This is a genomic window from Aquabacterium olei (assembly GCF_003100395.1).
Lineage (GTDB): Bacteria > Pseudomonadota > Gammaproteobacteria > Burkholderiales > Burkholderiaceae_C > Aquabacterium > Aquabacterium olei.
This window is the reverse complement of record NZ_CP029210.1, coordinates 191,190-215,344: the sequence shown is the minus strand read 5'-3', so window position 1 is coordinate 215,344 and position 24,155 is coordinate 191,190. Positions and strand designations below refer to the sequence as shown.

The 24,155-nt window shown below is 65.1% G+C and carries 18 protein-coding genes and 3 tRNA genes; 2 read left to right on the top strand and 19 right to left on the bottom strand.

The genetic code is table 11. The features are described from left to right. Nucleotides 1-46 precede the first annotated feature (46 nt). From fusA to DEH84_RS00885, 4 genes are all read right to left on the bottom strand, one after another. The gene (fusA, locus tag DEH84_RS00900; protein ID WP_109033897.1) at nt 47-2,149 is read right to left on the bottom strand and encodes an elongation factor G; all 2,103 of its coding nucleotides are present in this window, start codon (nt 2,147-2,149) and stop codon (nt 47-49) included. Nucleotides 2,150-2,233: 84 nt separating this feature from the next. Continuing rightward, nucleotides 2,234-2,704, bottom strand: a complete 471-nt coding sequence (rpsG, locus tag DEH84_RS00895) for a 30S ribosomal protein S7 (protein ID WP_109033895.1) — start codon at nt 2,702-2,704, stop codon at nt 2,234-2,236. Between the two features lie 195 nt (nt 2,705-2,899). Continuing rightward, the gene (gene rpsL, locus DEH84_RS00890) at nt 2,900-3,277 is read right to left on the bottom strand and encodes a 30S ribosomal protein S12 (protein WP_058088974.1); all 378 of its coding nucleotides are present in this window, start codon (nt 3,275-3,277) and stop codon (nt 2,900-2,902) included. 238 nt (nt 3,278-3,515) lie between these two features. Further along, complete coding sequence (locus DEH84_RS00885; protein ID WP_109033893.1) at nt 3,516-4,157, bottom strand: hypothetical protein; 642 nt, start codon at nt 4,155-4,157, stop codon at nt 3,516-3,518. Nucleotides 4,158-4,468: 311 nt separating this feature from the next. Here DEH84_RS00885 and DEH84_RS00880 point away from each other — a divergent pair, with 311 nt between their 5' ends. After that, entirely contained in the window at nt 4,469-5,095 is a 627-nt protein-coding gene (locus DEH84_RS00880; protein WP_109033891.1) for a PEP-CTERM sorting domain-containing protein, read from the top strand. Between the two features lie 114 nt (nt 5,096-5,209). Here the strand turns inward: DEH84_RS00880 and DEH84_RS00875 are convergent, their stop codons facing one another. From DEH84_RS00875 to DEH84_RS00865, 3 genes are all read right to left on the bottom strand, one after another. After that, nucleotides 5,210-5,473 carry a hypothetical protein gene (locus DEH84_RS00875; protein ID WP_159098795.1) on the bottom strand — a complete coding sequence of 88 codons (264 nt, stop codon included), beginning with the start codon at nt 5,471-5,473 and terminating at the stop codon, nt 5,210-5,212. A gap of 83 nt (nt 5,474-5,556) precedes the next feature. Further along, entirely contained in the window at nt 5,557-8,067 is a 2,511-nt protein-coding gene (locus DEH84_RS00870) for a DEAD/DEAH box helicase (RefSeq protein WP_109033885.1), read from the bottom strand. Between the two features lie 3 nt (nt 8,068-8,070). Then, nucleotides 8,071-9,489 carry an MFS transporter gene (locus DEH84_RS00865; RefSeq protein ID WP_109033882.1) on the bottom strand — a complete coding sequence of 473 codons (1,419 nt, stop codon included), beginning with the start codon at nt 9,487-9,489 and terminating at the stop codon, nt 8,071-8,073. Nucleotides 9,490-9,544: 55 nt separating this feature from the next. Here DEH84_RS00865 and DEH84_RS00860 point away from each other — a divergent pair, with 55 nt between their 5' ends. Next, entirely contained in the window at nt 9,545-9,883 is a 339-nt protein-coding gene (locus DEH84_RS00860; RefSeq protein WP_245932644.1) for a hypothetical protein, read from the top strand. A gap of 78 nt (nt 9,884-9,961) precedes the next feature. Here the strand turns inward: DEH84_RS00860 and rpoC are convergent, their stop codons facing one another. The 12 genes from rpoC to DEH84_RS00800 form a co-directional block, all read right to left on the bottom strand. Continuing rightward, nucleotides 9,962-14,206, bottom strand: a complete 4,245-nt coding sequence (gene rpoC, locus DEH84_RS00855) for a DNA-directed RNA polymerase subunit beta' (protein WP_109033878.1) — start codon at nt 14,204-14,206, stop codon at nt 9,962-9,964. A 20-nt stretch (nt 14,207-14,226) separates the two neighbouring features. Further along, nucleotides 14,227-18,354 (bottom strand): DNA-directed RNA polymerase subunit beta, encoded by a 4,128-nt coding sequence (gene rpoB, locus DEH84_RS00850; protein WP_109033876.1) that lies wholly within the window; start codon nt 18,352-18,354, stop codon nt 14,227-14,229. A 356-nt stretch (nt 18,355-18,710) separates the two neighbouring features. Continuing rightward, nucleotides 18,711-19,085 carry a 50S ribosomal protein L7/L12 gene (gene rplL / locus DEH84_RS00845; RefSeq protein WP_109033873.1) on the bottom strand — a complete coding sequence of 125 codons (375 nt, stop codon included), beginning with the start codon at nt 19,083-19,085 and terminating at the stop codon, nt 18,711-18,713. 49 nt (nt 19,086-19,134) lie between these two features. Beyond that, nucleotides 19,135-19,665, bottom strand: a complete 531-nt coding sequence (rplJ, locus tag DEH84_RS00840; protein ID WP_109033871.1) for a 50S ribosomal protein L10 — start codon at nt 19,663-19,665, stop codon at nt 19,135-19,137. A gap of 329 nt (nt 19,666-19,994) precedes the next feature. Continuing rightward, complete coding sequence (rplA, locus tag DEH84_RS00835) at nt 19,995-20,690, bottom strand: 50S ribosomal protein L1 (protein ID WP_109033870.1); 696 nt, start codon at nt 20,688-20,690, stop codon at nt 19,995-19,997. Then, entirely contained in the window at nt 20,690-21,121 is a 432-nt protein-coding gene (gene rplK, locus DEH84_RS00830) for a 50S ribosomal protein L11 (protein WP_109033869.1), read from the bottom strand. Before rplK ends, rplA begins: the two co-directional genes overlap by 1 nt. A 316-nt stretch (nt 21,122-21,437) precedes the next feature. Next, nucleotides 21,438-22,004, bottom strand: a complete 567-nt coding sequence (nusG, locus tag DEH84_RS00825) for a transcription termination/antitermination protein NusG (RefSeq protein WP_109033868.1) — start codon at nt 22,002-22,004, stop codon at nt 21,438-21,440. A gap of 38 nt (nt 22,005-22,042) precedes the next feature. Then, complete coding sequence (gene secE, locus DEH84_RS00820; protein ID WP_109033867.1) at nt 22,043-22,426, bottom strand: preprotein translocase subunit SecE; 384 nt, start codon at nt 22,424-22,426, stop codon at nt 22,043-22,045. Between the two features lie 85 nt (nt 22,427-22,511). Next, nucleotides 22,512-22,587 (bottom strand) — tRNA-Trp (locus DEH84_RS00815). A gap of 29 nt (nt 22,588-22,616) precedes the next feature. Beyond that, nucleotides 22,617-23,807: an elongation factor Tu gene (gene tuf, locus DEH84_RS00810; protein ID WP_109033866.1), complete on the bottom strand. Its 1,191-nt coding sequence runs from the start codon at nt 23,805-23,807 to the stop codon at nt 22,617-22,619. A 54-nt stretch (nt 23,808-23,861) separates the two neighbouring features. Next, nucleotides 23,862-23,936, bottom strand: a tRNA-Thr gene (locus DEH84_RS00805). A 118-nt stretch (nt 23,937-24,054) separates the two neighbouring features. After that, nucleotides 24,055-24,128 (bottom strand) — tRNA-Gly (locus DEH84_RS00800). Between the last annotated feature and the right edge of the window lie 27 nt (nt 24,129-24,155).

Genomic DNA, 24,155 nt, shown 5'->3' with positions numbered 1-24,155 from the left:
AGTGAGAGGCCCGGATGCTAGCACCCGGGCCTGTGCGCATCAAGAATTACTTGGCGCGTGCCGTGACGATGGCGTCAGCCACGTTCTTCGGGGCTTCCGAATAGTGCTTGAACTCCATCGTGTAGGTGGCGCGACCCTGGGTGGCCGAGCGCAGGCTGGTCGAGTAGCCGAACATTTCCGACAGCGGGACTTCGGCCTTGATGACCTTGCCGCCGCCGACCATGTCGTCCATGCCCTGGACCATGCCGCGACGCGAGGACAGGTCGCCCATCACGGTGCCGGCGTAGTCTTCAGGCGTCTCGACTTCCACGGCCATCATCGGCTCGAGGATCACGGGGTTGGCCTTGCGGCAACCTTCCTTGAAGCCCATCGAAGCGGCCATCTTGAAGGCGTTTTCGTTCGAGTCCACATCGTGATACGAACCGAAGGTCAGGGTGACCTTGACGTCGACCACGGGGTAGCCAGCCAGCACGCCCGAGGTCAGGGTGTCGATGACGCCCTTTTCCACCGCGGGGATGTACTCGCGGGGCACCACGCCGCCCTTGATGGCGTCGACGAATTCGAAGCCCTTGCCCGGCTCTTGCGGCTCGACGGTCAGCACGACGTGACCGTACTGGCCCTTGCCGCCCGACTGACGCACGAACTTGCCTTCGACGTCGGTGACCTTCTTGCGGATGGTCTCGCGGTAGGCAACCTGGGGCTTGCCCACGTTGGCTTCCACGCCGAATTCGCGCTTCATGCGGTCGACGATGATTTCCAGGTGGAGCTCGCCCATGCCGGCGATGATGGTCTGACCCGATTCTTCGTCCGTCTTCACGCGGAACGAGGGATCTTCAGCAGCCAGGCGCGACAGGGCGATGCCCATCTTTTCCTGGTCGGCCTTGGTCTTGGGTTCCACAGCCTGTGCGATCACGGGCTCGGGGAAGACCATCTTTTCCAGCGTGATGATGGCGTCCGGATCACACAGCGTTTCGCCGGTGGTCACGTCCTTCAGGCCCACGCAGGCAGCGATGTCACCGGCCAGAATTTCCTTGATTTCTTCACGCTCGTTGGCGTGCATCTGCAGGATACGGCCGATGCGCTCTTTCTTGCCCTTGATCGGGTTGAAGACCGAGTCGCCGGAGTTCAGCACGCCGGAGTACACGCGCACGAAGGTCAGCTGGCCGACGTACGGGTCGGTCATCAGCTTGAACGCCAGCGCCGAAAACTTCTCGCTGTCGTCGGCCTTGCGGGTGGTCGGCTGGTCGTCGTCGTCCGTGCCGCCCACGGGCGGGATGTCCACCGGCGAAGGCAGGTAGTCGATCACGGCGTCGAGCATGCGCTGCACGCCCTTGTTCTTGAAGGCGGTGCCGCACAGCATCGGTTGAATTTCAACGTTGATGGTGCGGGTGCGCAGCGCGAGCTTGATTTCCTCTTCGGAGAGTTCACCCTCCTCGAGGTACTTGTTCATCAGCTCTTCGGACGCTTCGGCCGCGGCTTCGATCATGTTCTCGCGCCACTTCTTGGCATCTTCCACCAGCTCGGCGGGGATGTCCTCGAAGGTGAACTTCATGCCTTGCGAGGCTTCGTCCCAGATGATGGCCTTCATCTTCAGGAGGTCGACGACGCCCTTGAAGTTTTCTTCCGCGCCGATGGGGATCACCACGGGCACGGGGTTGGCCTTCAGGCGGGTGCGCATCTGGTCATAGACCTTGAAGAAGTTCGCACCGGTGCGGTCCATCTTGTTGACGAACGCGAGGCGGGGCACCTTGTACTTGTTGGCCTGGCGCCAGACGGTTTCCGACTGGGGCTGCACGCCACCCACGGCGCAGTACACCATGCAGGCGCCGTCGAGCACGCGCATCGAGCGCTCGACTTCAATGGTGAAGTCGACGTGGCCCGGGGTGTCGATGATGTTGAAGCGGTGCTCCGGGTAGGACATGTCCATGCCCTTCCAGAAGCAGGTCGTCGCGGCCGACGTGATCGTGATGCCGCGCTCTTGTTCCTGCTCCATCCAGTCCATGGTGGCGGCACCTTCGTGCACTTCACCGATCTTGTGGTTCACACCGGTGTAGAACAGGATGCGCTCGGTCGTGGTGGTCTTGCCGGCGTCAATGTGGGCCGAGATACCGATATTGCGGTAGCGCTCGATCGGGGTCTTGCGTGCCATGTGGTCACTCCAGATTGGACAAAGCGCCGGCCGCGAATTTCGCAGGCCGGACGCTCGGTTTGCAGACAGGCTGCAGGTGGTGAATTAGAAGCGGAAGTGCGAGAAAGCCTTGTTGGCTTCGGCCATGCGGTGCACTTCGTCACGCTTCTTCATCGCGCCGCCGCGGCCTTCAGCGGCCTCCAGCAGCTCGTTGGCCAGGCGTTGGGCCATCGACTTCTCGGAACGCTTGCGCGACGATTCCTTCAGCCAGCGCATCGCCAGGGCGATACGACGGGCGGGACGAACTTCAACGGGAACCTGGTAGTTCGCACCACCCACGCGGCGGGACTTCACTTCCACCACGGGCTTGATGTTGTTCAGCGCGACAGAGAAGATTTCCAGCGGATCCTTGCCGGCCTTCTTTTCGACCTGTTCCAGGGCGCCATAGATGATGCGCTCTGCAACGGCCTTCTTGCCGGATTCCATGATCACGTTCATGAACTTGGACAGCTCGACCGAACCAAACTTCGGATCGGGCAGGATTTCACGCTTGGGTACTTCGCGACGACGAGGCATTTCGATTCCTTTCAATGCTTCAGTTGATGCGGGCCTTTGCCCCACATCCGGGATCTCATCAATGGTTCAGAGAGACCCCACTTACTCGGTGAGCGCCGGACCATCCGGACGACACCGCCACCTCGGCCATGCCAGCAGGGTGCCCCTTGCGGGTGACACACCGATGACGCAGACCGACTCTGCTGCTCAGGCCGATCAGGCCTTCTTCGGACGCTTGGCGCCGTACTTCGAGCGGGACTGCTTGCGGTCCTTGACGCCTTGCAGGTCAAGCGAACCACGCACGATGTGGTAGCGCACACCGGGCAAGTCCTTCACACGGCCGCCGCGCACGAGCACCACCGAGTGCTCTTGCAGGTTGTGGCCTTCACCGCCGATGTACGAGATGACCTCGAAACCGTTGGTCAGGCGCACCTTGGCAACCTTACGCAGAGCGGAGTTCGGCTTCTTGGGGGTCGTGGTGTACACGCGGGTGCACACACCACGGCGCTGCGGGCAGTTCTGCATCGCAGGCGACTTGGACTTCGTGACCTCGACCTGACGGCCATGGCGCACGAGCTGGTTGATCGTAGGCATTAGTTTGGTTCCCGTTGAAAAAACACTTGCATGACAGGCACTTGGCAGCAACTTGAACGAGCCGCTGCGGCGCCTGGGACAAGCACAAAACGGCCCTCACGCCCCGCATGCCAGGCACATCACGCCCCCGAAGGACTGCGTTGCCCGAACTTGCGCGGTCACGCGAAAGCCGAAAAGCCTTCCATTGTAGTAGCGCACCGCCGCGCTTGGCAAGCCGGCGGCGTGCAGGCGGCGCCGATCAGGCCGCTGCGGAGGTGGGTGGCAGCCCCCCAGCCATCGGGCCAACGGCGGCCTCGGTGGGCAAAACGACGTGGGGAGCGGCTCGCTCGGCCTTCAAGCGCCGGTACAGCGGAGGGTGGACGAGGCGCCATGCCAGCACGAGCGCCGCGGCCACGGCCAGGGCGAACAGAGCCATGAAACCCGCGTAGCCGAGCAGCGGTGCCAGGGGCCGCGCCACCCCGAGGAACACGGCCACGCTCCAGCCGGCTGCGCTGAAGGCGCCGGCACGGGCGGCGCGGGCGGCCACATGCGCCAGGGGCCGCGCTGCCCGACTCGGATCCAACAGGCTGGGGAGCACCACACGATGGAGGTAGAAGCCGTTGGCCGTCAGCAGCAGCACCACCGTGAGCTTGGCCATGAGCTTGGGTTTGGCCAGGATGGCCGCCCACGCGAACCCGGTGTCCACACCGATGATGGCCAGCCCGCTGAGCCACAAGCCGGCCAGCGCCCAGGCCACCGCGTGAGACGCCTTGCCGAGCAGCACGCCGTCGATCCGGCGACGGCCCAGCAAGGCGTAGTCCCCGAAGGCCACTGCCGCGGCCGCCGCCATCAAGGCGCCGAGATGTGCCAGCACCAAAAACATGCGGACGACTTCTTCCATCACTTCTCTCCCGATGTCTGTTTTTCCATGACAGACGCACTTTATGTGTCCGAAGACATGGATTTGTATGGTCTTTGTAAGGAATGTCGCGGTGAACACCCCCTCCGAAGAGCCGCATGCCCGGTGGCGCGTTACGTCCAAATGGCAGGTTTCCGTCCCCGACGTGGCGGCGGCAGGGGCGGTGGGGGGCCGTGCAGGCGGCAATTCGAGGGGAGACCCTGAGGTGACGGGAGAGGCGGCTCCCCACAATCGGTCGGAACGCATCACATCAGCGGCTGCCCCTGCAGCGGCACACCGACAAGGAGAGACTCATGCAATCGACACGCTGGCTGGCGGGTTTGGCGCTGGTTGCGCTGACACCTCTGGCGGCCCAGGCCACCACCGCCACCTTCGACTTCTACGGGAACGGACCGTTGCTGGAGCAGGCGTCGACCCTCCCCGTGTTCACCAACGGGGCGTTGTCGCTGGAGGTGGGCGCAAAAGCCAAGGGCACATCGGCTCAGGTGGTCCTGAGCAACACCGGGCTGGGGGTGGAAGGCGGCGCGTTTGCCAACAGCATCGAGAGCAACACGGGCGACGCCCTGACGCTGACCTTCAACCAGACGGTGAACCTGAGCGCCATTCAGCTCTCGTACTGGGACAAGGATGGTTGGCTCACCACCGGTGACCGCGCGACGTTGAGCTGGGGCGGCAACACGCTCACGCTGGGCACGGGCAGCCTTCAGGGCACCAGCGGCTGGGAATCGACGAGCTTCTCGCTGAGCGGCGTGGTGGGCAAGACCTTCACGCTGACAGCCACGGGAACGGGCACCCAGTTCCGCCTTGCTGGGCTGTCCGCGACACCGGCCGTGCCGGAGCCAGGCACGTGGGCCACGATGGGGCTGGGCCTGCTGGGCGTGGCCGCACTCGCGCAGCGCCGCCGCCGCAGCGCTGACTGAAGAGGGGCCGGCCGCGGGCTACGCGGCGGCCACAGAAACAAAGGGCCCACGCGGGCCCTTTGTTGTTTTGGGGACGCGCTTGCGGTCAGGCTGCAGGCGCGCGGTGTGGGTGAGTCAGCCTCGGCGCCGGGCCCATGCCGCGGTGCTGGTCCCGAGGCGCAGCCCCAGCCAGGTGGTGGCCGCCACAGCGGCGACGGCGGAGCCCTCTGCCAGCCAGGTGGGCAGACCTTGGGACAGCACGAGGTCATGCACCAGTCCCAGGCCGAACGGCAGACCGGCGACGAAGCCGGCCATGACGCCCAGCTTTTCTGCTTCCAGAGCGGTGCGTTCGCCTTGATGAGCAGAACCCGAACGAACACCAATCGATGAATGAGCCATGTTGAACCTCCTTCGGTCAAGCCATGGCCGCAGTCTAGAGGAAAACCCGCGGTTTTAGGTGAAAACCCTTGTAATCAAATGCATCAACCGCCGACATCGGCCGAGGAGCGCGCCAGGGGGGCGAGCAGCATGACGAGGTCCTCCTCGTTGAATTTCTCGGCCAGAGCGCCATCCTCACCGAGCACCGCCTCGGCCAGGACGGCCTTGCGCTGCTGCAGTGCCAGCATGCGTTCTTCGATGCTGCCCGCCACGACCAGGTGGTAGGCGGTGACGGGATCGGCCTGCCCCAGGCGGTGGGCGCGGTCGGTGGCCTGACGCACCACGGCGGGGTTCCACCAGGGGTCGAGGTGGATGACGGTGTCGGCCGCGGTGAGGTTGAGCCCCACCCCGCCAGCCTTGAGACTCAGCAGCATCACCGACACCTCGCGGGCCTGAAAACGGGCGACGGCCTCGGCGCGTCGGGTGGGCGGCATGTCTCCAGTCAGGGACAGCGCAGGGCACCCGAGTTCGTCGAGCAGGTCGGCGACGAGGCCCAGCATGGTCGTGAACTGCGAAAAGACCAGGATGCGCCGGCCGGCTTCAAGCAGGGCCGGTAGCTGCGCGCGCAACCAGTCGAGCTTGGCCCGGGGCGCGGTGCGGGGCAGCGGTGGCGCCCCGGGCACCAGGGCCGGATCACAGCAGACTTGCCGCAAGCGCAGCAGGGCATCGAGCACGGTCAGGTGGGCGCCTTGGAAACCATGGCGGTCCAGCGCGCGGCGCACGAGGTGGTCCGCGGCGACACGGACCGTTTCGTACAGACGGCGCTGCGCCCCTTCCAGCTCGACCGCCTGGATGACGTCGGTGCACGGGGGCAGTTCTGCGGCCACCTCGGCCTTGCGGCGGCGCAGGATGAAGGGCCGAACCCGGCCCGCCAGCAGCTGGGCGCGGACGGACTCGCCGTTCTTCTCGATGGGGTCTCGCCAGCGGCGCTGGAAGCTGCGCCAGTCGCCAAGGAATCCGGGCATCAGGAAGTCGAACTGGGCCCAGAGTTCACCGAGGTGGTTTTCCAGCGGCGTGCCGCTGAGGCAGAGTCGGTGCCGTGCGGGCACCTGGCGCACGGCGGCCGCGGCCCGGCTGCCGGCGTTCTTGACGGTCTGGGCCTCGTCCAGCACGAGCAGGTGCACGGGCAGCGCTTCGAACACGGCCGCGTCACGCCACAGCAGGGGGTAGGACGTGAGGATCAGGTCCGCGTGGGGCAAGCGCCCGGCATGCTGCTGCCGCTGCCCCCCGTGCCACAGGTGCACGCGCAGACCAGGCGCAACGCGGCGGGCCTCGGCCGCCCAGTTGAGCAGCAGCGAGGTGGGCGCGACCACCAGGGCGGGTCGGTCCAGCCGGCCGGCGGCGCGTTCCGTGAGGATGTGGGCGAGGGCCTGCGCCGTCTTGCCGAGGCCCATGTCGTCGGCCAGGATGCCGCCCAGGTTCTGCGCCCGCAGGTGCTGCAGCCATGCCAGGCCCTGCAGCTGGTAGGGGCGCAGCTCAAGCTGGAGGCCCGGCGGCGGTGCGACAGGCGGGGGACGTCCCGCCTCCCGCAAGCGCGCGGCAAGCCGGGCCAGACCGGCATCGCCCTGCAGCGCCCACTGGCCCACCGGGCCGGCACGCTCGGGCTGGCTCGCGGCCAGGCTGTCAGCCAGCGAGAGGAGGCGCGCCGCGTCCGCCGGATGCACGGCCAGCGACCCGGTGGCGGTGGCGGGGCGCTCCATCAACAGGTCGAGCAGCGTGGCGACGATGGCTTTCAAGGGCGCCGCGGGCGCCTCGATCTGCACACCACCGGGCGCACGCAATCGCACCAGACTCCGGGGGTCGATGTCGGCCAGTTGCCGGACGTCGAGCCAGCGCCGGTCACGACGCAACAGGTCGGCCAGCATGGGGGCCAGGTCGAGCACGCGGCCCGCCACCTCCACGCCCAGGCTCACGAGCCACGACCCCATGCCGCGCGGCGCACCCAGCCCGGTGGGCGCGGGCACTGCCGGCGGCAAGGGCTCGGCCGGCTCCCAGCTGACCGGCTCGCCGTCGGGGCTGCGCACCACCAGCCGCCAGGCCGACACGGGCGTGCTCTGATGGGCGAAGCCGGGGCGCACGACGACCTGCCAGCCCTCACGCTGAAGCACGGGCACCTGCTCGGCCCAGAAGTCGCCGAAGTCTTCCTCCTGAATCAGGCTCCAGAGGGGGCGCTCGGGGCCCCCCAGTTGCGCCGCGAGCGCCGGGGCACGCCATTGCAGGGCGTCGTGGGGCAGCGGGCGAAGGCCCAGGGTGCGCAGGCGGTCCAGCGCCTCGGCCTCGGCCTCGCGCTGACGGTGGAACGGCCGGTGCGCCCCCTCGGGCGTCGCGAATGCAGGGGCGGGGGACCTGGCCGGGCTCAGCACCGAGGGCGCCGCCGGGGCCGTCCAGACCAGTCCCTGCGGGTGGGTGTAGACCCAGTCTGCCCACGCCACGGTCACCTGCCCGCCACGCGGCCCGAAGGCGCCGATTGGCGTGAGGCCCAGCAGCCCGTCACCACGGCCCAGCGTCTGCAGGGTCAGGCGCGGCCGGAAGCGGACCCCTTCGTCGTCGACCATGGCTCAGGCTGGCGCACCGCGCCCGCTCACTTCGTGGCCGGCCTGCGGGTGCAGGCGCAGGTAGGCCAGCCCACCGGCCACACCCAGCCCACCGCACAGAAGAAAGGCCCAGCGGAAGTCGGCCAGCGCCAGCGTCGTCCTGTCGGACGCGGCCATGGCGAGGTTCAGGAGGCCCGCCGCCAGCGCCGTGCCCAGCATCGCGTTGATGGGATGCAACATGCTGGAGATGGTGGCGGCCGTGCCGCGCAAGCGGTCCTCGAGGTCGGCAAAGCTCAGCGTATTGAGGCTGGTGAACTGCATGGAGCGGGTCAGGCCGGCCAAGACCAGCAAGGGCAGCAGCAGCCACAGGGGGGTGTCCGGGCCGAGCAGGCTGCACGCCATGACGCTGGCGCCCAGGGCCACCCCATTGGCCACCAGCACCGGGCGGAACCCGAAGCGCCGCAGCACCGGCGTGGTCACACTCTTCATCGCCAGGTTGCCTGCGAAGTAGGCCATCACCAGGCTGCCGCTGGCCGCGGCGCTCCAGCCGAATCCGACCTGAAACAGCAGGGGCAGCAGGAAGGGCGTGGCCGCGATCGCCACCCGGCTGCAGGTGCCGGCCGACAGGCTGCACAGGGCAAACGTGGGCACGCGGAACACCGCGAGGTTCAGCAGGGGGCGCGGATGACGCTGCAGATGCCGCAGGGCCACGGCGCCGATGGCCAGGCCGACGGCGATGAGCGCCAGCGTCCACGCCCAGGGCAGCTGCTGCTGCGAGGCGACCTCGAGCCCGAGCATCACGCAGACCAGCGCCGCCCCGGTGAGCAACGCGCCGCGGTGATCGAAGGCGCCGGGCTCGCGGGCCCGCACATCCGGGATGTGACGCCGCACCAGCCAGACCCCGACCAGGCCGATCGGCAGGTTGATCCAGAAATTCCACCGCCAGTCCAGCCAGGCGGTGATGGCGCCCCCCAGCACCGGGCCGATCACCGGACCGATCAGGCCGGGCCAGGTGATGAGCGCAGTGGCCTCCAGCAGGTGGCGCTTTTCGGCCTGACGCAGCACGACCATGCGGCCCACGGGCATCATCAGCGCGCCCGCCCCGCCCTGCACCGCCCGGGCCACCAGAAAGCTCCCCACGCCGGGCGCCAGTGCGCACCCGACCGAGGCCAGCGTGAACAACGCGATCGCGCCACCCAGCACCACGCGCGCGCCAAAGCGCTCTGCCAGCCACGCGGCCACCGGAATGAGGGCCGCGTTGCACAGCAGGTAGACCGTGATGGCGGCACTCATCTCGACCGGCCGCACGCCGAAGGTCTGCGCCATCTGCGGCAACGAAGTCGTCAGGATGGCGCTGTCGAGCGTCTGCATGAAGAACGCGCTGGCCACGATGAGGGCGACCAGGCGCGTGTCACGCGGGAGGGGGGAGGGACGAAACCACATGGGGGATGCCGATGCTAGCAGCAGGCACAATCCAGGGCTGCGCCGAGGGGCGCCCATGCGCAGCAGGACCAGCATGTCGGACGACTACCAGATCGAGATCCCGCCCTCCTTCCAGGCCTTGCACACCGATGCACGAGGCCGGTTGACGGTGCCGCTGGCGACCTACCGCGCGCGCTACGAACTGTGCGAGGACCTGGCCCAGCACCTGACCGAGCACTGCCGCAGCGTCCACGTGGAGATCGGTGTGGACGAGCAGGAGGTCCTGCAGCGCTGCCACCTCGGTCTCGTCGGGCCTGATGCCGTCGTGGCAGAGAATGAAGCAGGCTGGGTCGTGACCCGGCTGGCCGAGTTGCTGGACTGGCCGGCGCCCTCCTTCCTGCCCGACGCCCCATGAAAAAAGCGCCAGCCCCCTTCGGGACTGGCGCTTTCATCTGAAGCGCACCCGGGATCACGCGGATCCCGGTGTCGGACTTCACTCGGCTGCGGTCTCGCCACCTTCGGCCGGGGCCGCGTCGGTGGTTTCCTCCAGCGCCGCCAGCTCCATCGCAGCGCGCTCCTGCGCTTCCTGCATGGCGATGGCGCGACGCTCGGTGTCGTCCATCTCTTCCTTGGCCTTGCGAGCCTGGTGGAAGGCCATGCCGGTGCCGGCGGGGATCAGGCGGCCCACGATGACGTTTTCCTTCAGGCCACGCAGCTCGTCGCGCTTGCCCATGATGGCAGCCTCGGTGAGCACGCGGGTCGTTTCCTGGAAGGAAGCGGCCGAGATGAAGGAGTCAGTCGACAGCGAAGCCTTGGTGATGCCCAGCAGCACATCGCTGTGCGTGGCGATCATCTTGCCTTCGGCACGCATGCGGTCGTTGGTGTCCAGCAGTTCCGAACGCTCGACCTGCTCACCGGCGATGTAGTGCGTGTCGCCCGGGTTGACGATCTGGACGCGGCGCAGCATCTGGCGAACGATCACCTGGATGTGCTTGTCGTTGATCTTCACGCCCTGCAGTCGGTAGACGTCCTGCACTTCGTCGACGATGTAGCGAGCCAGCTCTTCGATGCCCAGCAGACGCAGGATGTCCTGCGGATCGGCCGGGCCGTCGACGATGGATTCGCCCTTGTTGACCACCTGGCCTTCGTGCACCAGGATGTTCTTTTCCTTCGGAACCAGGTCTTCCCACACCTTGCCGTCCGGGTCGGTAATCTGCAGGCGAACCTTGCCCTTGGTTTCCTTGCCGAAGGACACCGTGCCGGTGATTTCAGCCAGGGCGCCCTTGTCCTTCGGAGAACGGGCTTCGAACAGCTCGGCCACACGCGGCAGACCGCCGGTGATGTCGCGGGTCTTCTGACCTTCGATGGGGATGCGCGCCAGCACTTCGCCCGGCGACAGATCCTGACCGTCGCGGATCTGGATCAGCGCGCCGACCTGGAAGCCGATGGTCACGGCGTGGTCGGTGCCCGGGATCTTCACTTCGGCGCCCGAGGCATCCAGCAGCTTGACCTGCGGACGCACGACCTTGGCGGCACCACGGCGCTTCGGGTCGATCACGACCAGGGTCGACAGACCGGTCACTTCGTCCACCTGCTTGGCCACGGTCACGCCTTCTTCGACGTTCTCGAACTTGGCCTGACCGGCGAACTCGGTGATGATCGGACGGGTCAGCGGATCCCAGTTGGCGAGCACGGTGCCCGCCTTGATGGTCTGGTCGGCCTTGACCGTCAGGATCGCGCCGTACGGCACCTTGTGACGCTCGCGCTCACGGCCGTGCGGGTCGGTGATCACGATTTCGCCCGAACGCGAAATCACGACCAGCTCGCCCTTGCCGTTGGTCACGTAGCGCATCGTGGCGTTGAAGCCGATGATGCCGTCCGACTTGGCTTCCACGCTCGAGGCGATGGCAGCGCGCGAAGCGGCACCACCGATGTGGAAGGTCCGCATGGTCAGCTGGGTACCCGGCTCACCGATGGACTGGGCGGCAATCACGCCGACCGCTTCACCGGAGTTCACCAGCCCACCGCGGCCCAGGTCGCGGCCATAGCACTTGGCGCACAGGCCGAAGCGCGTGGCGCAGGTCAGCGGGGTGCGAACCTTGACTTCGTCGACCCCAGCGGCTTCCAGCAGGTCGAGGGCGTCCTCGTCCAGCATCTGGCCGGCGGAGATGACCACCTGCTGTGTCTCCGGGTGCAGCACGTCGATCGCGGGCACGCGGCCCAGGATGCGGTCGCGCAGCGATTCGATGACTTCACCCCCTTCGACCAGCGCGCGGGTGTTGATGCCCTGATCGGTGCCGCAGTCCTCGGTGGTGACCACCAGATCCTGCGTCACGTCGACCAGACGGCGGGTCAGGTAACCCGAGTTCGCGGTCTTCAACGCCGTGTCGGCCAGACCCTTACGGGCGCCGTGGGTCGAGATGAAGTACTGCAGCACGTTCAGACCTTCACGGAAGTTCGCCGTGATGGGGGTCTCGATGATGCTGCCGTCCGGCTTGGCCATCAGGCCGCGCATGCCGGCCAGCTGGCGGATCTGGGCCGCGCTACCGCGGGCACCGGAGTCGGCCATCATGTAAATCGAGTTGAACGATTCCTGGTCGACTTCGTTGCCGTTGCGGTCGATGGTCTTCTGCTTGGACAGCTGCGACATCATGACCTTGCCGACTTCGTCGCCGGTCTTGCCCCAGATGTCCACCACCTTGTTGTAGCGCTCACCAGCGGTCACGAGACCGGAGACGTACTGCTGCTCGATCTCCTTGACTTCCTTCTCGGCGCGCTCGATCAGCTCGTACTTCTGCTTCGGCACCAGCATGTCGTCGATGCCGATGGAGATGCCGGCGCGCGTGGCCAGACGGAAACCGCTTTGCAGCAGCTTGTCGGCCAGCACCACGGTTTCCTTCAGACCGCACTTGCGGAACGAGGTGTTGATGAGCTTGGAGATTTCCTTCTTCTTGAGCGCCTTGTTGATGTTGGCAAAAGGCAGGCCCTTCGGCAGGATCTCGGACAGCAGCGCGCGGCCGACCGTGGTCGCCACGAGCTTGGTCTCGGGGACGAACTCGCCCGTTTCCTTGTCCTTCGTGTACTCGGTCAGGCGCACGTTGATCTGGGCGGTGATCTCGACCACGCCGTTGTCCAGCGCACGCTGCAACTCGGCCAGGTCGGAGAAGACCATGCCTTCGCCCTTGCCGTTGATGCGCTCGCGGGTGGCGTAGTACAGGCCCAGCACCACGTCCTGCGACGGCACGATCGACGGTTCGCCGTTGGCCGGGAACAGCACGTTGTTGGAGGCCAGCATCAGCGTGCGGGCTTCCATCTGGGCTTCGATCGACAGCGGCACGTGAACGGCCATCTGGTCACCGTCGAAGTCGGCGTTGAAGGCCGCGCAGACCAGCGGGTGCAGCTGGATGGCCTTGCCTTCGATCAGCACGGGCTCGAACGCCTGGATGCCGAGACGGTGCAGCGTGGGCGCACGGTTCAGCATCACCGGGTGTTCCTTGATCACTTCTTCAAGGATGTCCCAGACCACCGGCGTGCCGGATTCGACTTCCTTCTTCGCGGCCTTGATCGTGGTCGCGATGCCCATGGCTTCCAGGCGCGCGAAGATGAAGGGCTTGAACAGCTCCAGCGCCATCAGCTTGGGCAGACCGCACTGGTGCAGCTTCAGGGTCGGGCCCACGGTGATCACCGAACGACCGGAGTAGTCGACGCGCTTGCCCAGCAGGTTCTGACGGAAGCGACCCGACTTGCCCTTGATCATGTCGGCCAGCGACTTCAGGGCGCGCTTGTTGGCGCCCGTCATGGCCTTGCCGCGGCGGCCGTTGTCGAGCAGCGAGTCGACGGCTTCCTGCAGCATGCGCTTTTCGTTGCGCACGATGATTTCCGGGGCCTTCAGCTCGAGCAGGCGAGCCAGACGGTTGTTCCGGTTGATGACGCGGCGATACAGGTCGTTCAGGTCGGAGGTCGCGAAACGACCGCCGTCCAGCGGCACCAGCGGACGCAGGTCCGGCGGCAGCACGGGCAGGACTTCCAGCACCATCCAGTTGGGCTTGATGCCCGACTTCTTGAAGGCCTCCATGACCTTCAGGCGCTTCGAGTTCTTCTTGACCTTCAGCTCGCTGCCGGTCATGTCGTTGCGCAGCTTGTCGATCTCGACGTCAAGGTCCATCTCGGCCAGCAGCTTCTGGATGCCTTCGGCGCCCATCAGGGCCTCGAATTCATCACCGAACTCACGGCGCTTCGCGTCGTAGTCGTCCTCGGACATGATGCTGAACTTCTTCAGCGGGGTCATGCCCGGGTCCACCACCACGTACGCTTCGAAGTACAGCACGCGCTCGATGTCGCGCAGCGTCATGTCGAGCACCAGGCCCAGACGCGACGGCAGCGACTTCAGGAACCAGATGTGCGCGCACGGCGCAGCCAGCTCGATGTGACCCATGCGGTCACGGCGAACCTTCGTCTGGGTCACTTCGACGCCGCACTTCTCGCAGATCACGCCGCGGTGCTTCAGACGCTTGTACTTGCCGCACAGGCACTCGTAGTCCTTGATCGGGCCGAAGATCTTGGCGCAGAACAGGCCGTCACGCTCGGGTTTGAACGTGCGGTAGTTGATCGTCTCAGGCTTCTTCACCTCGCCGAAAGACCACGAGCGGATCTTCTCGGGCGAGGCCAGCCCGATCTTGATCGCATCGAAATGCTCATCGGGCGTGAATTGCTTGAACAGGTCCAGCAAACCTTTCATGGGGCGCTCCTATTCCTATCTCAGTTGCGTTCCAGCTCGATGTCGATACCGAGCGAACGAATTTCCTTGACCAGCACGTTGAACGACTCGGGCATGCCGGCGTCGATGGAGTGCTCACCCTTGACGATGTTCTCGTAGACCTTGGTACGGCCGTTGACGTCGTCGGACTTGACCGTGAGCATTTCCTGCAGCACGTACGACGCGCCATAGGCTTCCAGTGCCCACACTTCCATCTCACCGAAACGCTGACCACCGAACTGCGCCTTACCACCCAGCGGCTGCTGCGTGACGAGCGAGTACGGGCCGGTCGAGCGGGCGTGCATCTTGTCGTCGACCAGGTGGTGCAGCTTCAGCACGTGCATGTAGCCCACGGTGACCGGACGCTCGAAGGCGTCGCCCGTGCGGCCGTCATGCAGCACGGCCTGCGTGCGGGTCGGCGTCAGGCCCTTGGCCTTGGCGATGTCGGCCGGGTAGGCCAGCTGCAGCATCGCGCGGATTTCCTCTTCCTTGGCACCGTCGAACACCGGGGTGGCGAACGGCATGCCCTTCGAGAGGTTCTGCGCCATCTCGATCACCTCGTCGTCGGTGAAGCTCGAGATGTCTTCCTTCTTGCCGCCGGACTGGTTGTACAGCTCGTCGAAGAAGCGGCGCAGTTCGGCCACGGCGGCTTCGCGCTGCAGCATGTCGCCGATGCGCTGACCGATGCCCTTGGCGGCCCAGCCCAGGTGCACTTCCAGAACCTGACCCACGTTCATCCGCGAGGGCACGCCCAGCGGGTTCAGCACGATGTCGGCAGGCGTGCCGTCGGCCATGTAGGGCATGTCTTCGATCGGGACGATCTTCGACACCACACCCTTGTTGCCGTGACGGCCGGCCATCTTGTCGCCAGGCTGCAGGCGACGCTTGACGGCCAGGTGGACCTTGACCATCTTCAGCACGCCGGCGGGCAGCTCGTCGCCCTGGGTCAGCTTCTTGCGCTTTTCTTCGAAAGCCAAGTCAAAGCTGTGGCGGGTCTGCTCCAGCGAGTTCTTGATGCTTTCCAGTTGGTTGGCCAGCTCGCCGTCTTCCGGACGGATGTCGAACCAGTGGAACTTGTCCACCGAGCCCAGGTAGGCCTCGTCGATCGCCGTGCCCTTGGCCAGCTTGTTCGGGCCGCCGTTGGCGACCTTGCCGATCAGCAGCTTCTTGATCCGGTCGAACGCGTCGGCTTCCACGATGCGGAGCTGGTCGTTCAGGTCCAGGCGGAAGCGCTTCAGCTCGTCGTCGATGATCTGCTGGGCGCGCTTGTCACGCTGGATGCCTTCACGGGTGAAGACCTGCACGTCGATCACGGTGCCCGAAGTGCCCTGGTCCACACGCAGCGACGTGTCCTTCACGTCCGAAGCCTTCTCGCCGAAGATGGCGCGCAGCAGCTTCTCTTCCGGGGTCAGCGTGGTTTCGCCCTTCGGGGTCACCTTGCCGACCAGCACGTCGCCCGGGCCGACTTCGGCGCCGATGTAGACGATGCCGGATTCATCCAGACGAGCCAGCTGGTTTTCCGACAGGTTCGGGATGTCGCGGGTGATTTCTTCCGAGCCCAGCTTGGTGTCGCGGGCCATCACCACCAGTTCCTCGATGTGGATCGAGGTGTAGCGGTCTTCGGCGACCACGCGCTCCGAGATCAGGATCGAGTCTTCGAAGTTGTAGCCGTTCCAGGGCATGAAGGCCACGAGCATGTTCTGACCCAGGGCGAGTTCGCCCAGGTCGGTCGATGCGCCGTCGGCCACCACGTCACCCTTGCCCACCAGGTCGCCGCGCTTGACGATCGGACGCTGGTGGATGTTGGTGTTCTGGTTGGAACGCTGGTACTTGATCAGGTTGTAGATGTCGACGCCGACTTCACCGGCCACGGTTTCCGCGTCGTTCACACGGATCACCACGCGGTTGGTGTCGACGTAGTCCACGATGCCGCCGCGCTTGGCGGTCACCACCGTGCCCGAGTCGACCGCGGCCACGCGCTCGACACCGGTACCGACCACGGCCTTTTCAGGGCGCAGCACGGGCACAGCCTGACGCTGCATGTTGGCGCCCATCAGTGCGCGGTTCGCGTCGTCGTGCTCGAGGAAGGGCACCAGCGAGGCCGCCACCGACACGATCTGCGTCGGGGCCACGTCCATGTACTGGATGCGCTCGGGGCTGGTCAGCACCGATTCGCCCTTTTCACGGGCCGACACCAGTTCGTCGATCAGGCGACCTTCTTCGTCCAGCTTGGCGTTCGCCTGGGCGATGACGTACTTGCTTTCCTCGATGGCCGACAGGTAGTCGATCTGGGTCGTGGTCTTGCCGTCCACCACGCGACGGTACGGGGTCTCGAGGAAACCGTATTCGTTCAGGCGGGCGTACAGAGCCAGCGAGTTGATCAGACCGATGTTCGGGCCTTCCGGCGTTTCGATCGGGCACACGCGGCCGTAGTGGGTCGGGTGCACGTCACGGACTTCGAAGCCGGCGCGCTCGCGGGTCAGACCGCCCGGGCCCAGGGCCGAGACGCGACGCTTGTGCGTGATCTCGGACAGCGGGTTGGTCTGGTCCATGAACTGCGACAGCTGCGACGCACCGAAGAACTCCTTCAAGGCCGCAGAAATCGGCTTGGAGTTGATCAGGTCGTGCGGCATCAGGGCTTCGGTCTCGGCCTGGCCCAGACGCTCCTTGACGGCCTTTTCGATGCGAGCCAGGCCCGAGCGGTACTGGTTCTCGGCCAGTTCGCCCACGCAACGCACGCGGCGGTTGCCCAGGTGGTCGATGTCGTCGACTTCGCCGCGACCGTTGCGCAGCTCGACCAGGATCTTCACGACGGCCAGGATGTCGTCGTTCGACAGGGTCATCGGACCGGTCGATTCGTCGCGGCCCACGCGGGCGTTGAACTTCATGCGACCCACGCGCGACAGGTCGTACGTGTCTTCCGAATAGAACAGACGCTGGAACAGGGCCTGCACGGCGTCTTCGGTCGGCGGCTCGCCGGGGCGCATCATGCGGTAGATGGCGACACGGGCGGCCAGCTCGTCGGCCGTCTCGTCGGTGGCCAGCGTCTGGCTGATGTAGGCGCCCTGGTCCAGTTCATTGGTGAACAGGATTTCCAGGTCGAGGATGCCGGCGGCGCGCAGCTTCTTGAGCAGCGTCTCGGTCAGCTCTTCGTTGGCCTTGCCGATGATCTCGCCGGTCTCCGGATCGATCTGGTTCTTGGCCAGCACGCGGCCCAGCAGGAAGTCTTCGGGCACGCTCAGGTGCGTGGTGCCGGACTGCTCGAGGGCGCGGGTGTGACGTGCGGTGATCCGCTTGTCCTTCTCAACGACGACGGCACCCGACTTGTCGGTGATGTCGAAGCGGGCGATTTCACCCTTGAAGCGCTCGGGCACGAAGGCCAGCTGGGCACCGACGTCCATCAGGCGAACCTGGTCGTTCTGGAAGAACGTGGCCAGGATCTGCTCGTTGTTCATGCCGATGGCCTTCAGCAGGGTCGTCACCGGCATCTTGCGGCGACGGTCCACGCGGAAGTACAGCAGGTCCTTGGGGTCGAACTCGAAGTCGAGCCACGAACCGCGGTAAGGAATGATGCGCGCGCTGAACAGCAGCTTGCCCGAGCTGTGGGTCTTGCCCTTGTCGTGCTCGAAGAACACGCCCGGCGAACGGTGCAGCTGCGAGACGATGACGCGCTCGGTGCCGTTGATGATGAAGGAGCCGTAGTCGGTCATCAGGGGCACTTCGCCCATGTAGACCTCTTGTTCCTTCACTTCCTTGACCACCTTGGACTGGGACGTGGACGTCTCACGGTCATAGATGATCATCTGCAGGCGTGCACGCACGGCCGACGCAAACGTCAGACCCCGCAGCTGGCACTCGCGCTCATCGAAGGCGGGTTTCGCGATGTTGTACTCGATGAACTTCATCTCGACGAAACCGTTGTGCGACACAATCGGGAACGCCGAGATGAAGGCGGCCTGCAGGCCTTCGGGCTTGCGCTGCTGCGGTGGCACGTCCTTCTGCAGGAATGCGACGTAGGAGTCCTTCTGCATCGTCAGCAGATACGGGACATTCAGCACGCTGCCACGCTTGGCAAAGCTCTTGCGAATCCGCTTGCGCTCGGTGTAGCTGTAGGGGGTTGCTTGCGCCATAAACTCTCCGTTTCGGACACCCAAGACGGGTCGGTCCGCTTCGAATTCCGCCTGCGCCCTGGCCAAGGGAACAGACCGTTGTTCGGCGACTGGCCGTTCAGATATTGCATCTGAGGCTTGGTGGTTGGCCACTACCAACCGCTGGCAGACAACCCGGGCATTGCACCCAGGCTCGACCAAACCGGTTCTCCGCAGTCGGTTCAGAGAACACTCGAAAAGCCCTCCAGTGTACTACTGGCGGGCCTTTCGAGTGATCTCAGGGTTTTTATACCCTGAAAAGCCGAAAGCTGCCCCCTTGCGAGGGCAGCTGTGCACGTCGGTATTCCGACTGGCCACCAGGGCGGCCAGGTAGGGAATTACTTCAGTTCGGCCTTGGCGCCGGCTTCGACCAGCTTCTTGACGGCAGCTTCGGCGTCGGCCTTCGCCACGCCTTCCTTGACGTTCTTCGGAGCGCCGTCGACCAGGTCCTTGGCTTCCTTGAGGCCCAGACCGGTGATTTCGCGCACGGCCTTGATGACGCCGACCTTGTTGGCGCCAGCTTCGGTCAGGACGACGTTGAATTCGGTCTTCTCTTCAGCGGCCGGAGCAGCAGCGCCACCGCCAGCAGCGGGAGCAGCCATGGCGGCAGCGGACACGCCGAACTTCTCTTCGATGGCCTTGACCAGCTCGGAGAGTTCCATCACGGACATGCTGTCCAGGGCGGTCAGGAATGCGTCTTTATCGAATGCCATTTTGGGTTCCTAAAATCGGTTGGATGTTGATTCAGTACGAAGCGGTCGCTCAGGCAGCCGGAGCTGCTTCTTCGGCGGCGGCGGGGGCAGCAGCGCCACCCTTCTGCTCGCCAACGGCGGCCAGGACGCGGGCCAGACCCGAGATCGGCGATTGCAGCAGGCCACAGATCTGGGCCAGCAGCACTTCCTTGCTCGGGATCGAGGCCAGGGCCTTCACGCCATTGGCGTCGAGGGCCTTGCCGGCGTACGCGCCAGCCTTGATGACCAGCTTGTCATTGCCCTTGGCAAAGTCAGCGATCACCTTGGCAGCGGCCACGGCGTCTTCAGAGAAGCCGTAGATCAGCGGGCCGCTCATGGACTCGGCGGCGACTTCGAACGGCGTGCCGGCAACAGCGCGACGGGCCAGGGTGTTCTTCAGCACGTGAAGATACACACCTTGTGCACGGGCGGTCTTGCGCAGCGCGTCGAGTTGAGCCACCGTGAGACCGCGGTACTCAGCCAGTGCCAGCGTCTGCGACTTGCCCGCCTGGGCAGCCACTTCCGCGATCACGGCTTCTTTCTCGTTGCGATTGAGACTCAAGGTCTACTCCTTAAAACATGCCTTTCGGCTGTCGGCCACAGGGCACGACCCCCTCCGGGCACACCCGGTTGCAGCGACCTTCTGCCTCGGAACCCACAGACCGCCTTGCGGCGACCATGGAAACCTTCAACAGCGGGTTCGCCATCTGCGTAGGCTGGGAAATTAAGCCTCGGCACGCCTGTACGAGCGCGCGCCTTGACGCCTACGGTCTTTGATAGCCTGCGGCGTTGCCGCCGCAGCCCACCAATTCGGTACGACCTTGCTCACCAGACTCGTGAGCGGATCGGCAGGCCGGCGCCGGGCGCCAGGCCTGCAGTGTCTTGCGACGGTCAGCCAGCGGTGATGCTGTTGACGTCGACGCGCACGCCCACACCCATGGTCGACGAGACGGCGACCTTGCGCAGGTACACACCCTTCGACGAAGCGGGCTTCAGCTTGGTCAGCGCTTCGAGCAGCGCAGCCAGGTTGCCCTTCAGCTTGGCGTCGTCGAACGAGCGACGGCCGATCGTGCCGTGGATGATGCCACCCTTGTCGACGCGGAACTGGACCTGGCCAGCCTTGGCGTTCTTGACAGCGGTGGCGACGTCCGGGGTCACGGTGCCGACCTTCGGGTTCGGCATCAGGCCGCGGGGGCCCAGCACCGTACCCAGGGTACCGACGATGCGCATCGTGTCCGGCGAGGCGATGACCACGTCGAAGTTGATGTTGCCAGCCTTGACTTGCTCGGCCAGGTCTTCCATGCCGACGATGTCGGCACCAGCGGCCTTGGCTTCTTCAGCCTTGGCGCCCTGGGCGAACACGGCAACGCGCTTGGTCTTGCCGGTGCCGTTGGGCATCACGACGGCGCCACGCACCACCTGGTCCGACTTCTTGGCATCCACGCCCAGCTGCACGGCCACGTCGATGGACTCATCGAACTTGGCGGTGGCGGCACCCTTGATCAGGGCCAGGGCTTCTTCCAGGGCGTACAGCTTGGTCGTGTCGACCTGGCCCATGGCTTGTTGACGCTTGGTTTGCTTGGCCATTACACGCCCTCCACGATGATGCCCATCGAACGAGCCGAACCGGCGATCGTGCGGACAGCAGCGTCCAGATCGGCGGCGGTCAGGTCCTTCTGCTTGGTCTTGGCGATTTCTTCCAGCTGAGCGCGGGTCAGCTTGCCGACCTTGTCAGACTGGGGACGTGCCGAACCCTTCTCGATCTTGGCAGCCTTCTTCAGCAGCACCGTTGCGGGCGGCGTCTTGATGATGAAGGTGAAGGACTTGTCTGCGTAGGCGGTGATCACCACGGGCAGCTTCAGACCGGGCTCGACGCCCTGGGTCTGGGCGTTGAACGCCTTGCAGAACTCCATGATGTTCAGGCCGCGCTGACCCAGCGCGGGACCGACCGGCGGCGACGGGTTCGCCTTGCCAGCCGGGATTTGCAGCTTGATGAAGCCGACAATCTTCTTGGCCATGTTTTCTCCTAGAACCCGGCTGACGGCCTGTCATTCGGGTCGAGTGCTAGCGCCTGGTTCGACATCGGCTGGCGCTAGCGCCTGGGTCGATGCCCGTCCGGGCTCCTCATGTCGCCGTCTCGTTGGCGACTGGTCACGGCAGTTGTTCTGGGGCGCCTTGATTCTTGCGAGCAAAGCACAGCCACCCCGCTGCGAGGGGAAAGACCGCGATTCTATGCCGAGTCGAGCCACGTTGGCAAGCCCTCGACATCCCGCGGGCAAAGAAAAAGGCCCCGAAGGGCCTTACGCTGGTTCGCCGGGAGGCGAGCACCCCGGATCAGATCTTTTCGACCTGACCGAAGTCGAGCTCCACCGGCGTGGCACGACCGAAGATGGTGACCGAGACGCGCAGCTTGGACTTGTCGTAGTTGACCTCTTCGATGGAGCCGTTGAAGTCGGTGAACGGGCCTTCCTTGACACGCACCACTTCGCCCACTTCCCATTCGACCTTGGGACGCGGCTTCTCGATGCCTTCCTGCATCTGGTTGACGATCTTCATGACCTCGTCTTCCGAGATGGGCACCGGGCGGTTCTTGGCGCCGCCAACGAAACCTGTCACCTTCGAGGTGTTCTTCACCAGGTGCCAGCTGTCGTCGCTCATGACCATTTCGACCAGGACGTAGCCCGGGAAGAAACGGCGCTCGGTCACGGACTTCTTGCCGTTCTTGACTTCGACGACCTCTTCGGTCGGCACGAGAATGCGGCCGAACTGCTCCTGCATGCCGGCGCGGTCGATGCGCTCGCGCAGGTTGCGCTCGACGGCCTTTTCCATGCCGGAATAGGCGTGCACCACGTACCAGCGCAGCGGTGCGGCGTTGGTGGGGGTGGTCTGAACGTCGCTCATGGGGTCAACCTCGCTTGTTGGATCGTTAGGGACTGCCGTCACTGCTTCCAGCCGAGGATCAGGCTGTAGATCACCCACTCCAGCGACTTGTCGGTCAACCAGAGGAACAGCGCCATGATCACCACGAAGGCAAACACGTACAGCGTCATCTGCGTGGCTTCCGGGCGGGTGGGCCACACGACCTTGCGGAGCTCCTTCAGCGCATCCTGGCCGAAGGCGATCAGCTCCTTGCCGGGCGCCGAGGTGAAGAACACCCCCACGGCCGACGCGACCAGCACCAGCAGCGCGATCACACGCAGCCACAGGCTCTGCTGGCTCAACAGGTAGAACGCGACCACGCCAGCCACCACCAGCAGGCCGGATGCGGCCAGCTTGGCCTTGTCGGCGCTGGTCGTGACGGTTTCGACGGACGAAGTAGACATGAAGGTGGTGATTGAGGCAGCAAAGCCCGCAAACCGGTGGGCCTGCGGGCTGCTGTGAGACAGCGGCGGTTTTGTGTTCAGCGGGTGGCAGGGGCAGAGGGAATCGAACCCCCAACCTTCGGTTTTGGAGACCGACGCTCTGCCAATTGAGCTATACCCCTATCGGCCACAAACTGAACAGAAACCGGATTTACTCGATGATCTTGGCAACCACGCCGGCGCCGACGGTACGACCGCCTTCACGGATGGCGAAGCGCAGACCTTCTTCCATGGCGATCGGGGCGATCAGCTTGACGGTGATCGACACGTTGTCACCCGGCATGACCATTTCCTTGTCGGCCGGCAGCTCGATGGAGCCGGTGACGTCGGTCGTGCGGAAGTAGAACTGCGGACGGTAGTTGTTGAAGAACGGGGTGTGACGGCCGCCTTCGTCCTTCGACAGGACGTACACCTCACCGGTGAAGTGGGTGTGGGGCTTGATCGAACCCGGCTTGCACAGCACCTGGCCGCGCTCGACGTCTTCACGCTTGGTGCCGCGCAGCAGGATGCCGACGTTGTCGCCAGCCTGACCCTGGTCCAGCAGCTTGCGGAACATTTCCACGCCCGTGCAGGTGGTCTTCTGGGTGGCCTTGATGCCGACGATTTCGATTTCTTCGCCGACCTTGACCACGCCGCGCTCGATACGGCCGGTCACCACGGTGCCGCGACCCGAGATCGAGAACACGTCTTCCACAGGCATCAGGAAGGTGCCGTCCACGGCGCGCTCAGGCGTCGGGATGTAGCTGTCCAGCGCGTCGGCCAGGGCCATGATGGCCTGCTCGCCCAGCTCGCCGGTGTCGCCTTCCAGGGCCAGCTTGGCCGAACCCTTGATGATCGGGGTGTCGTCGCCGGGGAAGTCGTACTTGGACAGCAGCTCGCGCACTTCCATTTCGACCAGCTCCAGCAGTTCGGCGTCGTCCACCATGTCAGCCTTGTTCAGGAAGACGATGATGTAGGGCACGCCCACCTGGCGCGACAGCAGGATGTGTTCACGGGTCTGGGGCATCGGGCCGTCAGCGGCCGAGCACACCAGGATCGCGCCGTCCATCTGGGCGGCACCCGTGATCATGTTCTTCACGTAGTCGGCGTGACCCGGGCAGTCCACGTGAGCGTAGTGGCGGTTGGCCGTTTCGTACTCGACGTGCGCGGTGTTGATCGTGATGCCACGTGCCTTTTCTTCCGGAGCGGCGTCGATCTGGTCATAGGCCTTGGCCTGACCGCCGAACTTCTTCGACAGAACGGTCGTGATGGCAGCCGTCAGCGTGGTCTTGCCGTGGTCAACGTGACCAATGGTGCCCACGTTCACGTGCGGCTTGGTCCGTTCGAACTTTTCCTTTGCCATGATTCTCGCTCCTAGCGATCCTGAAGTGAGGCGAATGAAGAAGGGAAGGTGGTGTGGTGCCCATGGGCAGGATCGAACTGCCGACCTCTCCCTTACCAAGGGAGTGCTCTACCACTGAGCCACATGGGCATCGACACAGGTCTGGACTGCAGTCAACCCAAACCAGTGCCGACGTTTGACACTTGCAACCTTCGCCTTCAGCGAAGACCGCGACTTTACCACGCCTTGTGTGACAGAACCGTGGCCTTGGAGCGGGAGACGGGAATCGAACCCGCGTCATTAGCTTGGAAGGCTAAGGTTCTACCATTGAACTACTCCCGCCCGGGAGCCGCTCTGGAGCGTTCAGCA

Coding starts and splice junctions, on each gene's coding strand:
- fusA (WP_109033897.1), bottom strand. CDS start 2,149: ATGGCACGCAAGACCCCGATCGAGCGCTACCGCAATATCGGTATCTCG.
- rpsG (WP_109033895.1), bottom strand. CDS start 2,704: ATGCCTCGTCGTCGCGAAGTACCCAAGCGTGAAATCCTGCCCGATCCG.
- rpsL (WP_058088974.1), bottom strand. CDS start 3,277: ATGCCTACGATCAACCAGCTCGTGCGCCATGGCCGTCAGGTCGAGGTC.
- DEH84_RS00885 (WP_109033893.1), bottom strand. CDS start 4,157: ATGGAAGAAGTCGTCCGCATGTTTTTGGTGCTGGCACATCTCGGCGCC.
- DEH84_RS00880 (WP_109033891.1), top strand. CDS start 4,469: ATGCAATCGACACGCTGGCTGGCGGGTTTGGCGCTGGTTGCGCTGACA.
- DEH84_RS00875 (WP_159098795.1), bottom strand. CDS start 5,473: ATGGCTCATTCATCGATTGGTGTTCGTTCGGGTTCTGCTCATCAAGGC.
- DEH84_RS00870 (WP_109033885.1), bottom strand. CDS start 8,067: ATGGTCGACGACGAAGGGGTCCGCTTCCGGCCGCGCCTGACCCTGCAG.
- DEH84_RS00865 (WP_109033882.1), bottom strand. CDS start 9,489: ATGTGGTTTCGTCCCTCCCCCCTCCCGCGTGACACGCGCCTGGTCGCC.
- DEH84_RS00860 (WP_245932644.1), top strand. CDS start 9,545: ATGCGCAGCAGGACCAGCATGTCGGACGACTACCAGATCGAGATCCCG.
- rpoC (WP_109033878.1), bottom strand. CDS start 14,206: ATGAAAGGTTTGCTGGACCTGTTCAAGCAATTCACGCCCGATGAGCAT.
- rpoB (WP_109033876.1), bottom strand. CDS start 18,354: ATGGCGCAAGCAACCCCCTACAGCTACACCGAGCGCAAGCGGATTCGC.
- rplL (WP_109033873.1), bottom strand. CDS start 19,085: ATGGCATTCGATAAAGACGCATTCCTGACCGCCCTGGACAGCATGTCC.
- rplA (WP_109033870.1), bottom strand. CDS start 20,690: ATGGCCAAGCAAACCAAGCGTCAACAAGCCATGGGCCAGGTCGACACG.
- rplK (WP_109033869.1), bottom strand. CDS start 21,121: ATGGCCAAGAAGATTGTCGGCTTCATCAAGCTGCAAATCCCGGCTGGC.
- nusG (WP_109033868.1), bottom strand. CDS start 22,004: ATGAGCGACGTTCAGACCACCCCCACCAACGCCGCACCGCTGCGCTGG.
- secE (WP_109033867.1), bottom strand. CDS start 22,426: ATGTCTACTTCGTCCGTCGAAACCGTCACGACCAGCGCCGACAAGGCC.
- tuf (WP_109033866.1), bottom strand. CDS start 23,807: ATGGCAAAGGAAAAGTTCGAACGGACCAAGCCGCACGTGAACGTGGGC.